Origin of the sequence: Streptomyces apocyni (genome assembly GCF_009739465.1) — a bacterium.
Taxonomy (GTDB): domain Bacteria; phylum Actinomycetota; class Actinomycetes; order Streptomycetales; family Streptomycetaceae; genus Streptomyces; species Streptomyces apocyni.
In genome coordinates this window covers 391,317-404,780 of the sequence record NZ_WHOM01000036.1, presented here as the reverse complement: position 1 = coordinate 404,780, position 13,464 = coordinate 391,317, and the positions used below count along the sequence as shown (strand labels likewise).

4 protein-coding genes and 3 pseudogenes are annotated in these 13,464 nt (G+C 66.1%); 5 read left to right on the top strand and 2 right to left on the bottom strand.

Annotated features, from left to right (window positions below; genetic code table 11):
• Positions 1 to 156 precede the first annotated feature (156 nt).
• Positions 157 to 234, bottom strand: a pseudogene (locus GCN81_RS32205) (hypothetical protein); the annotation flags it as partial.
• Between the two features lie 27 nt (positions 235 to 261).
• Here GCN81_RS32205 and GCN81_RS05435 point away from each other — a divergent pair.
• Positions 262 to 600, top strand: a pseudogene (locus GCN81_RS05435) (hypothetical protein); the annotation flags it as partial.
• Positions 601 to 795: 195 nt separating this feature from the next.
• Here the strand turns inward: GCN81_RS05435 and GCN81_RS05430 are convergent.
• The gene (locus tag GCN81_RS05430; protein WP_156722278.1) at positions 796 to 3,939 is read right to left on the bottom strand and encodes an FG-GAP-like repeat-containing protein; all 3,144 of its coding nucleotides are present in this window, start codon (positions 3,937 to 3,939) and stop codon (positions 796 to 798) included.
• A gap of 432 nt (positions 3,940 to 4,371) precedes the next feature.
• Between GCN81_RS05430 and GCN81_RS05425 the strand changes: the two genes are divergently transcribed.
• From GCN81_RS05425 to GCN81_RS05410, 4 genes and pseudogenes are all read left to right on the top strand, one after another.
• On the top strand, positions 4,372 to 10,734 hold the full coding sequence (locus GCN81_RS05425) for an RHS repeat domain-containing protein (protein WP_231626379.1): 6,363 nt from the start codon (positions 4,372 to 4,374) through the stop codon (positions 10,732 to 10,734).
• 97 nt (positions 10,735 to 10,831) lie between these two features.
• The gene (locus GCN81_RS05420) at positions 10,832 to 11,380 is read left to right on the top strand and encodes a hypothetical protein (RefSeq protein ID WP_156722276.1); all 549 of its coding nucleotides are present in this window, start codon (positions 10,832 to 10,834) and stop codon (positions 11,378 to 11,380) included.
• A 214-nt stretch (positions 11,381 to 11,594) separates the two neighbouring features.
• A complete protein-coding gene (locus GCN81_RS05415; protein WP_156722275.1) occupies positions 11,595 to 11,807 on the top strand; it encodes a hypothetical protein in 213 nt (70 codons plus the stop codon).
• 1,207 nt (positions 11,808 to 13,014) lie between these two features.
• Positions 13,015 to 13,450: pseudogene (locus GCN81_RS05410) on the top strand (MMPL family transporter); the annotation flags it as partial.
• Positions 13,451 to 13,464 lie beyond the last annotated feature (14 nt).

The window sequence follows — 13,464 nt, the reverse complement described above, 5'->3', positions numbered from 1 at the left end:
GGGGCCGCACTGGGAGGACAGCCCCGGTGCGGCCCCGTACTCGTACGGTCCGCGGTGCGACACCGTCACGGCCGCTCCCCGCGCTGCCAACTCCTCGTAGTGGTCACACAGAGCGTCCACCGAACGGGCGAGACGCCGCGCGTGCGCGACCGCGCTCACCAGCCCGGCCCCTGCCGTGCAGCCCAGGCGGCGGCGTGCTTCGACGGCCCCGGCGAAGGCGCACTGGCCGGGCACGTCACGGGCGGACAGCACGCCCGCCTCGCCAAAATCGTCCTGGACCTCGGCGGACACATGGTGGCGGTGATTCCCTCGCCGGACTATCGGCAGGCCAAGGTCGAACCCGATCACGCCGAGACGTTCGACCGGCTCACGGCGGCCGCCGACGAGGTGCTGGTGCTCGCCCACGACACAGCCAGTCGGCATGCCTACGAGGACGCCAATCGGACCCTCCTCAAGCGAGCCGACCGGCTCATCGCGGTCTGGGACGGACAGCCGCCCACGGGCAGGGGCGGCGGCACTGCGGACACCGTCCTCGAGGCCCGCGAGGCAGGCCTCCCGGTGGATGCCGTGTGGCCGACCGGCGCCGCACGCCAGAACTGAGAGGCGTGCGAAGCACCCCGTTGCTCCTCTTCTTGGAGCGGGGGCCACTGACGTGCGTGGGTGTAGCAGGTGGACCCCACCCCCGAAGGTGGCGGTGTCCGGCCATGGCTCTCCTGTTCCTGAACTGTGGTCCGTCACAGGGGCGGGTCCGGTCACAAGGCCGGCCCCGCCCCCGTGTAGCGGTGAGTTGTTGGTTCAGCCGATGGACTGGTACCCGGTGAACGCCTCGGAGGCGATGGTCACTGGGCTGTGGCCGTCTGCGGTGTAGTCAGGGAAGAATCGAAGTCTTCCGGAGTCCGCGGTGGTGGCCCACAGGTCGAACTTGCCGTCGTTGTTGGCGTCGGGTGCGGCGGTGAACAGGGGCACGGTGCTTGTGCTCCAGTTGTAGTCGACTCCGATACGGTCCGTCAGGCTGATGTCGTACGCCCCAGTGGCGTCGTCCTCCTTGCCGTAGAAAACGTGCAGTCCTCCCACGTCAGGGCGGTCATAACGTACGACCAGATCGGGGCGGCCGTCACCGTTGAAGTCGCCAGGAGCGGCCAGGGTTACCTCGTTGACAGTGGAGCCGCCAGACGCGATGGGGTCGTCGGGTCCGGCCAGCAGTACGGGCTCTCGGTAGGCGTCGAGCGAGTAGTCGGGGTTGCCGTAGTAGAGCCAGATGAACTCGCCGTCGTTGACGACGAGGTCGGGGTAGCCGGGGATGTCCTCGGTGCCGTCGCCGTTGGTGTCGAGGCCCCCGTCAACGTCGCCGATGGCGAGGATCTGCTTGGCGCCGTCCTCCCAGTGTTTGTTGTTGGGGTCGTAGACGGTGAGTTCCTGGCGGGTGGGGCCGCTGTTGCAGTTGGAGCAGGCGAAGCCGTAGCCGGTATTTGGGTGGATCCACAGGCGGTTGGTGCCGCTGGTGGCGTCGGGCCGCAGGGAGACGAGGTCTTCGTAGCCGTTCCCGTTCCAGTCGCCGCGGTGGGTGATCTTGGCGTTGTTCCAGGTCCATCCGCTGGCGGTGGTGGAGGCTTCGGCGACGGTTCCATCCCCTGCTCCGTAGAAGCGGCGCAGGGTGCCGTCCTTGTCGACGGCCCACAGGTCAGCGTTACCGTCGCCGTTGATGTCACCGGGCTTGTCGGGGGTCTTGGGGCCGTTGGCGTAGAAGAGGTAGACGTTGGTGTCGGAGGAGTTGCCGACCTTGTCGTAGCTCTTGACGTACAGCTGGTTGGACCCGGTGACCGTCGGCGTCAGCTTGACGGATACCGATCCTCCGGCCGAACCCGGGGTGGCGGTGCGGCGGGTGCTGTCCCAGTCCGACCAGTACTCGTACTTGGTGACGTCGTCGACGCCGCCGCTGGTGAGGGTGAAGGTGCCTTCGGTGCGGACGCTGCTGGTGTTGTAGGGCCAGCCGTCGCTGCCGTCGGGGAACTGGCTGGAGGTGACGCCGGGCGGGGTGCTGGGCCGGTTGGGGTCATAGACGAAGCGGCATCCGGGTGCGCCCTTGGTGGGAGTCCAGTCGGAGTAGAGGGAGCCGTCGTTGGCCTGGGCCTTCCAGGAGAAGTTGCCGCCTGCCGTGCTGACGTGGGGGCTGAGGGTGGCTTTGGTGACCTTGAGTTTGGCGACGGTTCCGGAGGTTACGGCGACGGTTTTGTTGACGATGATGCCGTTGCCACTGTTGTGGTGTCCGGTGGGCCACAGGTGGAACTTGACGTTGACCTTGCCGCCGTCGGCGTCTTTGGCCTTGGCGGTCAGGTAGATGTCGGTGTTGCCGATCAGCCCGTACGGGGCCACATCACCGCAGCCCTTGGTGTTCTTGGTGCTGGGGATGGTGTCCAGGCTGGTGGGGGCTGAGGGCCGGGTGTTGTAGGTGGTGGAGAGCACCGCGGACTTGGCGTCGAACTTCTTCCAGGAGTAGACGTCACTCTCGCTGGTGGCCTTCAGCGCGAAGGTGAGGGTGTTCCAGCTGCCGGCCTGGGACTGCTTGGCGGCGCTGGTGGTGCTGAAGGCGAGGTTCCCGGCGGGGCAGCTGCTGTTGTAGCCCTTGGCGTCGCTGACGGTGGCCAGGGTGGACTTCTTGGCGGGCTGGTTGTTCCAGGTGTGGCTGGACTTGAGGTACGAGGTGTGCCACAGCTCGATCTTGCGGGAACTGCACGACCAGGACCAGCTGTTCTTGATCCGGAAAGTCGACTTGGAGATGACCCGGTCCTTGTTCCGCAGGTTCTTGGTGTTCATCCGGAAGTACGAGCGGGCCAGGCCGTTGGTGACGTTCTCGTACCCGGCGCGGGCGGTGCTGGTGCCGCCGTTGAAACCGGCCCCGTTGAAGTAGGACGTGTTGGGGTACTTCTTGTAGACAATCGCCCAGGAGTGCCGGGAACCCTCCACGGACGGGTCAAGGTAGACCGGGTACTGAGTGTCCTTGCCGGTCAGGAGCTTCTTGTTCGGGGTGAGCGCGAGGGACTTCTTGCCGAGCTTGACGCCCATGGCCGCGTCCTTGGCACCCAGACCGGGCTCGAAGTCCCCGGTGGGAGGCATACGTGCGGAGGCCCCGACGGCAGGCGGGCCTGCCGGAGCGGCGGCGAGGGTCCGGGCCGGGGCGGGGGTGTCGGGTTCGCTGCTGTCCCACATCAGCGGGGTCGGGGCGGTAAAGACTTCCTGACCGGCTGGGTTGAGGGCCCGGATGTTGCCGTGCTCGTCGGCCTTGGCCTCCAGCCCCGTGGTGTCGAGGCCGAAGTCGAGCTGCGCCAGCTTCGGGTTCTTGGCGGCCTTGGCGTTCTTGATGACCAGGACCTGGTTGTAGCCGCCACTGTGAGCCTTGAGCTTCAGGTCGACGCCGTCCAAGACTTCGGGGTAGGTGACGGTGTCGTCGGCGACCGTGGGCTTGGGCAGTACACCCGGCCAGGCGAGAGACAGCGAGCGGCCCTCGCGCTGGACCGTGGCCAGCGGGCCCTTGCCGCCCCCGGAGAAGGTGACACCGACTTCGGTGGCCCTGGTCGCGTAGTCGCCGTCGGCGTTCTTGGCCAGGGTGGGGTCGATGTCGATGAGCTTGTTGCCCTTGCGAACCCACTGGGCGGTGGCGTAGGTGTCCTGCGTGAAGTCGCCCTCGGGGTTGGCGAAGACCTGCGCGTTCTCGGTGCGTTGGGACAGTACCTCGACCGGCTTGCCGTCCTTCGCGGCCTGGGCCAGGGCGCGGGCCTCCTCGGGGGTGTGCTCCGCGACAAGGTCCCGGCTGTCGGCGGCTGCTGGTGTGGTTGGCAGCACGCTCACCAACGGCGCGGACACGGCGAGGGCCAGTGTCGCGCCGAGGAATCTGGCGCGTCGACGGGCGCCCCCGTGCGGCCGCCTATGGGTTTCTTTCATCGGTATGCCTTTCATGTATTTCGCCGGGCATAGCTGTGGTCGATGCGGCAGACAAGCGAACCCGGGGGATGGTTGTACGGCGGAACTGAATCCCATGGAAAGTGCGAGAGTTCGCCTGTCGGCGGATTCCGCCTCTGGTGCCGGGATTGGGGGATTTGGGTCAGTGCACGCCTCTCTGTCCAGGCCGTTGACATGGGAAGACGTGATCTGAAATGCCCGAGACCCGGGCATACCGCCGCCCTTTCGGCTCGCCAAATAACGGCTTGGTGAATCTCCCTACTCCAGCCTCTGGGGGGCTTGTTGGGATGTTACGGTCGCCGTTGCTTTTTCTTTTGAGACTTTCCTGTGGGGGGAATGGTGTCCGGTTTGCGTCCCATGGCGTTTCGCCGTCCCGTGCGTGTAATTGGCAGACGTGCGCGGGTAGTTGCCCTGATGCTCGTGGCCTATCTGATGGCCGGTCTGCTGGGTGGCCCGGTGGCCGCCGCGGCCGAGCTGGAGTTGCGCAGACTGACCAAGCCGGACCCGGTGCCGGTCTCCGAGGTCCAGGGCAAGGGCCTCAACAAGCCGGACGAGACCGTCAAGAACCCTGCCAAGCCCGACGAGAAGGCGGACTGGCCCGAGGCCGGCACCACTACCACCGAGGTGCCGAGCGAGGGAGAGGAGGGGAAGACGGCGAAGGCCGGTTCCCTGCCTGTGAAGTTGGCGCCAGCGAAGAGTGCGAAGGGCGCCAAGCAAGGCGCCAGCCGTGCCCGGCGTCTGCAGGTCCAGACCCTTGACCGGTGGAGTGCGAAGGCGGCCGGGATCGACGGCGTACTCATCGCCGTGCAGGGCCACGGCCCTGAGAAGGGCAAGAAGGCGAAGAAGGGCAAGGCCCGGGTCGGCCTGGAGGTGGACTACTCGGACTTCGCCGGAATGTACGGCGGTGACTGGGCCTCACGCCTGACGCTGCGTGAGGTTCCGGAGTGCGCGGTGACCACCCCGGGCAAGAAGGGCTGCGCGCCGGGCAAGGCGGTCGACACGACCAACGACCGCGAGCGCGGCATCCTGTCGGCGGAGGTCGACACCGAAATCGTTGAGGATTCGGTACCGGAGGCGGGGGACCCGGTCCAGCGGTCCACTTTCCCGATGCAGGCCGCGCCCAAGAGCTCGGTGTCCTCCGGCACTACCCTGTTCGCGGTGAGTGCCGCTCCCTCAGGCGGCACCGGTGACTTCACTGCCACGCCGTTGTCTCCGTCGGGCAAGTGGGAGGCGGGCGGCTCCTCGGGAGGCTTCTCCTGGGCCTATGACGTCGACACCCCCTCCGTGCCGGGCGGCCTGGAGCCAAGCCTGGACCTGGCGTACTCCTCGCAGTCCGTGGACGGACGCACAGCAGCGACCAACAACCAGGCCAACTGGGTGGGAGACGGCTGGTCGCTGTCACCGGGCTTCATCGAGCGCCGCTACATCGCGTGCGAGGACGACAAGAAGGACGGCAACAATCCGTCCCATAAGGTCGGTGACCAGTGCTGGAAGAAGGAGAACGCCACGCTGTCGCTGGGCGGTTCCTCGAGCGAACTGGTCAAGGACGACGCGAGTGGCGAGTGGCGTAAGAAGGCCGACGACGGTACGAAGATCGCCCAGCTGACAAGCTCGAAGCGCGGCAACGGCGACAACAACGGCGAGTACTGGCGGGTGACCACTCCGGACGGCACCCGCTACTACTTCGGCTTCAACCGGCTGCCCGGCTGGGCCGAGGGCAAGGGGGAGACCAACTCCACCTTCACGGTGCCGGTGTTCGGCAACCACTCCGGCGAGCCGTGCCATGCCAGCTCGTTCAAGGACTCCTGGTGCCAGCAGGGGTGGCGGTGGAACCTGGACTATGTGGTCGACCCGCACAGCAACGCCATGGCCTACTACTGGGCCAAGGAGTCCAACCACTACCAGCGCAACATCGACGCTTCCTTCAAGGGCACGCCCACCAGTTACACCCGCGGCGGCTACCTCAAGCGCATCGAGTACGGGCTGCGCTCGAACCGCATGTACGCCGACAAGGCGGCGGCCAAGGTCGACTTCACCGTGTCCGAGCGGTGCCTGAAGACCAGCAGCTTCGACTGCGCGGCGGACAAGTTCACCGAGGCCAACGCCAAGAAGTGGCCAGACGTCCCGTTCGACCAGTACTGCAAGTCAGGTGACGACTGCGAGGGCAACTCCTCGCCCTCGTACTTCACTCGCAAGCGACTGACCGGCATCGCCACGTCGGTACTGGACGACGGTACCTATCACAAGACTGACTCCTGGGCGCTGAAGCACCAGTTCCCCTCCACCGGGGATGGCACTGACCCGCCGCTGTGGCTGGCCTCGATCACCCGCACCGGGCACACCGCCGACACGCCGGTCACGCTCCCGGCGGTGACGTTCAAGGGGCAGCAGCTGCCCAACCGCGTCGAGGGTGCTGTCGACCCGGTCCCGGCCTACAACCGCTACCGGGTCTACGGGATCGAGACCGAGACCGGCGGCACTGTGGGGGTCACCTATTCCGCCCCGGAGTGCAAGGCAGGCAGCCTGCCCACCCCGTCCTCGAACACCAAGCGCTGCTACCCCGTCATCTGGTCCCCGCCGGACGCGCCGGACGCGGAGTACGAGCCGTATGAGGACTGGTTCCACTCCTATGTGGTCACCCAGATCCTGGAGTCCGACAACACCGCGGGCGCCCCGGTGGTGCGGGTCGACTACTCCTACCTGGGGGGACTGGCCTGGGCCAAGGGGGATGACGAGTTCACCAAGGCCAAGCACCGCACCTACGGCGACCGTCGGGGCTACGAGCGGGTCCAGACCCGCACAGGGGACCCGGCCGAGGGCAAGCAGGGCCTGTCCGAGGCCCGCTACTTCCGGGGGATCGCCGGGGCGAAGGTCGCCGACGGCGAAGGCAACGAGATCACCGACCACGAGGCGTTCGCGGGCATGACCCGCGAGAGCGCCACCTACAACGGCGTGGGCGGGGCCCTCATCTCGGCCACCAGCCAGACCCCGTGGCGCTCGTCGGCCACCGCCAGCCACTCCCGCGCCGCGGACAACCTGCCGACCGTGCACGCCTACCGCACCGGGACCAAGAAGGACCAGACCCGCACCACCGTCACCGGCGGAACTCTGCGGCGCACCGAGACGACCCGGACCTTCGACTCCTACGGCATGCTCGCCTCCGCTTCCGAGGCCGGAGACACAGCCAAGTCCGGCGACGAGCGGTGCACCACCACCTCCTACGCCCGCAACACCGCCAAGAACTTCCTGTCCCTGGTCGCGGAGTCCACAACCGTCGCCAAGGCCTGCGGCACCACGCCGAACCTGCCCGCCGACCTGGTCGGCACCGAGCGGTTCTACTACGACGGCTCCAGCACCATGGGCGCGGCGCCCACCAAGGGCGATGAGACCCGCCGCGACGAGCACAACGGCGCGGGCACCGGCTATGTGACGGTCAACACCGCCAGCTACGACGCCTACGGCCGCCAGACCGAGTCGACCGGCGCCTCCGGCGCCACCACGACCGTCGCCTACACCCCGGCCACCGGCCAGGCGGCCACCAAGACGGTCTCCACCAACGCCCTGGGCCACACCAGCACCGAGTACACCGACCCGCGCCGCGGCGTCACCACGGCCACCGTCGACGCCAACAACAACCGCACTGACATGACGTACGACGCGCTGGGCCGGGTCACCCAGGCGTGGGATTCGGGCCGTTCCAAGGCCGCCAACCCGAAGCTGCCGTCCGCCAAGTTCAGCTACAAGCTGTCGCGGACCGAGCCGAACGTGGTGACCACCAAGACGCTCAACCACCTCGGCGAGTACGCCACCAGCTACACCTTCCTGGACGGCTTGCTCCGCGAACGCCAGAGCCAGTCCCCGGCTGTCGCCGCCCCTGGCGGGCGGGTGGTCACCGAGACCCGGTACGACACCCGCGGCCTGGTCTGGAAGTCCTACGGCGCCTACTACGCCGATGGCAAGCCGTCGGCCACGCTGGTCGCCGGTGACGACACCAAGGTCCCGGCCGGGGTGGAGAACGTCTACGACGGCGCCGGGCGCACCACCGCCACCATCTCCCTGAAGTTCGGCGACGAAACCAAGCGCACCACCACCCAGCACAGCGGCGACCGCACCACCGTGATCCCGCCCAAGGGCGGCACCGCCACGACCACCATCACCGACGCGCTGGGCCGCAAGACCGAGCAGCGCTCCTACACCGACGTGGCCCGCACCAAGTTCCAGGCCACCACCTACGCCTACGACAAGCACGGCAGCCTGGCCAGGATGACCGACCCGGCAGGCACCAGCTGGACGTGGACCTACGATGCCCGCGGCCGCCAGATCAAGGCCGACGACCCGGACAAGGGCATCACCACCACCACGTACGACGCCGCCGACCGGCCGGTGAAGACCACCGACGCCCGCGGCACCACGCTGACCACCAGCTACGACACGCTGGGCCGCAAGAAGGACCTCAAGCACGGCAACACCCAACTGGCAGCCTGGTCGTACGACAGTGTGGCCAAGGGCCTAGCCGCCTCCGACACCCGCTACGTGGACGGCAAGGCCTACACCACGAAGATCAACGGCTACAACGACCGCGGCCAACCCACCTCGTCCACCACCATCCTCCCCACCAATGAGGGTGCTCTGGCCGGGGACTACACCTGGAGCTTCGGCTACAACCAGTACACCGGCGCCCAGACATGGACGATGCACCCCGCGATCGGCAACGTCCCCTCCGAACGGGTCACCACCAACTTCAACGACCAGGACCTTCCCAGCCGCACCACAGCAGGCCGTGTGCCGCTGGTAGGCAACGTCGACTATGACGTGTTCGCCCGCCCGGTGCGCACCGAGTACGGCGCCTTCGGACAGAAGGTGTACCGGACTACGAACTACGACGAGCACACCGGCGACCTGACTCGCAACACCATCGACGGCGACAACGCCCTGCGCATCGAGGACACCCGCTACACCTACGACGCCGCTGGCAACACCACCCGCATCTCCAGCACCTCCGGCCAGGACCAGGCCGCGGTCACCGATACCCAGTGCTTCGACATGGACGCGCTGCGCCGCATGACCGAGGCCTGGACCACTAAGTCCGCCACCGACGACTGCAAGACCGCCCCCTCCACAACCACAGTGGGCGGCCCGGACTCCTACTGGCACTCCTACACCTACGACGTGGCAGGCAACCGCACCAAGGAAACCCAGCACGCCACCGGCGGCCTCTCCACCACCGCCACCCGCACCTACACCACGGGCAAGGCAGGCGACACCAACCCGCACGCCCTGCGCTCGGTCACCACCACCGGCGGCCCCGACGACGACGCGACGGAGACGTTCACCTACGACGAGACGGGCAACACCACCGCCCGCACCGGCGGCGCACGCGACCAGAAGATGGCCTGGGACGCGGAAGGCAACCTCGCCACCCTCACCGAGGACGGCAAGAAGACGGAGTACCTCTACGACTCCGATGGCAACCGGATGCTGGCCCGCAACGCGGACGGCACCACCACCGCCTACCTGCCCGGCGGCAACGAACTCAAGACCACCGCCTCCGGCGCCAAGACAGCCACCCGCTACTACACCCACGGCGGCGAGACCGTCGCCATCCGCAACAGCGACGGCTTCACCTTCCTGTTCGGCGACCACCAGGGCACCGGCATGATCGCCGTCGCCATGGGAGCCGTCCAGACCGTCACCCGCCGCAAGCAACTCCCCTTCGGCGGCCCCCGCTCCGCCACCGGCGCCAACTGGCCCGGCGACCGCGGCTTCGTCGGCGGCACCACCGACCCCACCGGCCTCACCCACCTCGGCGCCCGTGAATACGATCCGCAACTGGGCCGCTTCATCTCCGTCGACCCGTTCCTCATCACCGGCGACGCCCGCCAGCACAACCCCTACCAGTACGGCAACAGCAACCCCACCACCTTCTCCGACCCCACCGGCGAAATGATCTACGACGAGATCTCCGGCCAGGGCTACGGAAACTCCAAGATTCTCAAGAACGGCCTGAGGCTCAAGGGCTACACCGACAGCAACAACAAGCCGACCAAGAAGTACTACAAGCGGCAGAAGGAGATGCAGAAGAGCTACAACACCTACTGGAACACCTGTGGCGTAGACCCTGAATGCAACGGCACCAACGCAGCAAACCGCAAGGCAGCCCAGATCAGAGCAGCAGAACAAGCCGAACGAGACCGCAAGGCCGCCGAAGCCCAGCGCAAGAAGAACGAAAAGAACGACGGCTTCTGGAAAAGCGCATGGAACGCGACCGGGGGCAAGGTCGTCTCTGGTGCCTCCTCCGCAGCCAGTGCCGTAGGTGACTGGACGAGCGACAACTGGGATGGAATCAAGACAGGCCTGACCATCGCCACCTTCGGCGCCTGTGTAGTCGTATCTGCTGGAGCGTGCATAGCAGTAGGTGCTGGGGTCGCAACGGCAAAATTCTTGGGTGACGGACTAAAGACCGATAATTGGGATTATCGGGCTTATGGCAAGGATTTGGCATGGACGGCCGTTGGGGGAGGTAGCGCTGCGGCGTTCGGGCGGGCTTTCGGTGGCGCGAAGACCTGGCGTGAAGCGTACGGAAGCAACGCGCTATCTCGCTACACGAGCATATCTAAAGTCCGTTCGGCAACTTCCACTGGGCACGCAGTAATGCGCTCGACGACCCGCATAGACAGGGGCGCAACATACGGCAACATGAGCATTAATGCCGGATTCAATGTCGGTTTCTGCGGAGCAGGCGATACAAGTATTGGCGCTTACGCAGGAGCCTGTTAGGATCCAGTAGGGACGGCTGGAGTGGGTCATGCCTAGGAAGCCCCTAGGCGCTCCGGCTCCAGCCGCTCCCTGAATGGCAGAGACGAGGGGCGCTGGGATGAGCAAGTCCAAGAGTGAGCGAAAAGTCATACGCAGAAGGTCTTTTCCGATATTGTCCTGGATCATCGTCATAATTCTGGGAATTCTTGCGGTAGCTGCTGCCGGTAAGATCTCTCCTCACGCCTCTCGTGGTCCTCTTATTGGTGTCGCTGCTTGTCTCGCCACGATCGCACTGGTGCGACGCATCTTGTGCTCCCGCATCGTGCTGGAAACTCACAAAGTGAAAGTGGTGAACCCGGTATTCACGTATTCACTCCCCTGCAGCCATATCGCACGAGTCGGGACAGCTGCGAGCGGCACACTCACCCTGCGCACTAAAGATGGGGATGAAGTCCACGCTACTGCTTTTGGCGGGTCGCTGCTGGACCACTTTGTCGGCACGTCGGATAGAGCTGCGGGTCACCTTAAGGATGCTCTCCAAGAACGCCGCAGCCTGGGAGGTGATGACATCACGCCCCGTAGGGCAATCACTGTCTCGTGGATTGCGGACGGTTGCCTAGTGGGTGCCATTATCGCATTGATCGTGGCGACGGTTGTCCCTGGTTGACTAGCTGGCGAGCAGAACTCCGGCCCCTCCTTCCGCGTCACTTTGCGTCCTTTTGAGGGCCCGATGGGTCCAGCAGCTACTCCGCAACCTGCGGGCTCCTTCGAGCACCCGCACTGTCGCACTGTCCAGAATTGAGCGGCTTGAGATGACGAGCCCCCTGTTTGATTACTTCCTCGCCACTGGTCGCGCATCAGAGGAGGGCAGCATTGGGTCCATGGTGTTCTATGCGCTCTTTGGTGGGCTTGGTCTTCTTCTGGCCGCGAACCTTCGCGATTCCACGGAACGTGTCCTTCTACTTCTTCAGCAGTCACTGTTCGGTGTTTCCGATGCGGTTACCGTACGCACAATTAGATTTGTCGGTGCGGTGATTGCGACGCTCGGCTTCGCCGGCCTCGCCACTGAGGGGTCTCTGCTGATTAGAAGCTAACCCTGAGAGCCTGTAATTCAGGGTGATGAGGACGCGGGGAGGGCGAGTGGGTAAGCGGGGAAAAAGGCCAAGCGCGGTCGACTTGACGAAGTCAAGCGCAACTATCGTTCGCAAGTGGACCCTCCGAGTCTGGCAGCGCACTGTTCTGCTACTGCTCGCCCTCTTCTTTCTTGGGTTTTCCCCTGTCATTTTCCAGGGCTCCTACATAATGGAAGGCACTTCGTTCCTTCTCCTCGGTTCCTGGCTCGCCCTGTACGCCTGCAGGGCAAGTGTCGCCCTTACCCCCGATGCCGTCCTGGTGAGGCATGTCCTTGGATGGCATAGAATTCCGCTGGCCCGAGTTACGCATGTGGAACCCGGGTATTATGGCCTGGTGATCGGCTACACCCCGGGGAAGGCATGGCTGAGCCTGGCCTTCCTCAAACCAAACTATGCTGTTTGGCTCCGCCGCCGGGGCCGCAGCGACGACATCGCCGCAGCTATTCTCGACGCCGCCAGGTCGGCACGGGGTGATTCCTGATATCTCTTGCTTTGCTCGATTACCAGCCGGGCTGTTGGGCTGCGAGAGCACTGATACGCCCGGCTGGGTGAAGGTGAGGGGGTTCCGTGTGAGCATCTCGCAGGCCGATAGAAAGCAGCGTTGACGGTGGGCCCTTTGGCGCGGAAGGTGTACGGCTGTACGGGCTCCGTCTATTGGAGTGTCTCGGAGTCAAACCGGTCGTCGCCACCTTCGCCTTCGCCCGCGACGACGGCAGCGACCTTTGGGCGGCGGGGTCGGTGGTTGGTGTGGGGCGGGTTGGGTTCGTTTGCCTTCGGGGTGGTGCTTGAGGTGTCTCGGAGGCGGGTGGGGTTGGGTGGCTGGAGGTAGGGGCTGTTGCTTGTGGGGGTGGTGGCGTCGGGTTGTCCGCGAGTGGGGTGGTGTATCTGGTCCATCACCGGTCTGTGCGGCGGGTGTTGAGTGGTGGGCCGTGGGTGGCCTGTGTGGCTGTTGGCTTTCCAGCGGGGTGGGGTGCCGCCAGGGTAGTGCTGCGGGATGCGGAGTCGGGGGAGCCGGTGCCGCTGGCGGTGATGACGGCTCGGTTGGGGGCGGAGCTGATGGCGGGTTCCGGGGCTACGGGTGTGTTGTGGTGGTGCCGTGGTCCCGGCGGGGGTGGAGTTGCAGCGCACCCGGGCGGTGGGGTGCTGTTTCGGGTGCGGCCGTTGCGTGTGGCGGTGGGGCGGCCCCGCGCCCGGCGTCTCCGGCAAGGTGCCGATCGAGAGCTACGTACCGATGATGATGTTTGCCATCGTCTTCGGCCTGAGCATGGACTACGAGATCTTCCTGCTCTCCCGGCTCCGTGAGGCCTCGCTGCGCACCGGGGACCCCAATGCCAGCGCGGCTCTGATCATGGTCAGCGTCTTCGCGGCGTTCACCGTCTCGGACAACATCGTGGTCAAGACGGTGGGTCTGGGCCTGGCTGCCAGTGTGCTCATCGCCGCCACGGTCGTCCGGCTGCTGCTGGTGCCCGCCGTGGTGACCCCTGTTGGGCAAGTCCGCCTGGTGGACGCCGGGTTGGCTGGACCGGCTGCTGCCGCGCCTGGACACCGAGGGCGAGGGCGCCCTGGGACACGGCGCCGACAATGCCGCCGGGCACCGGCCCTGAACCCGCCCCCGCAG

Bases quoted from the DNA above. Each gene is read 5' to 3' on its own strand.
- GCN81_RS05415 (WP_156722275.1), top strand. From the start codon at position 11,595: ATGGTGTTCTATGCGCTCTTTGGTGGGCTTGGTCTTCTTCTGGCCGCG.
- GCN81_RS05430 (WP_156722278.1), bottom strand. From the start codon at position 3,939: ATGAAAGAAACCCATAGGCGGCCGCACGGGGGCGCCCGTCGACGCGCC.
- GCN81_RS05425 (WP_231626379.1), top strand. From the start codon at position 4,372: ATGCTCGTGGCCTATCTGATGGCCGGTCTGCTGGGTGGCCCGGTGGCC.
- GCN81_RS05420 (WP_156722276.1), top strand. From the start codon at position 10,832: ATGAGCAAGTCCAAGAGTGAGCGAAAAGTCATACGCAGAAGGTCTTTT.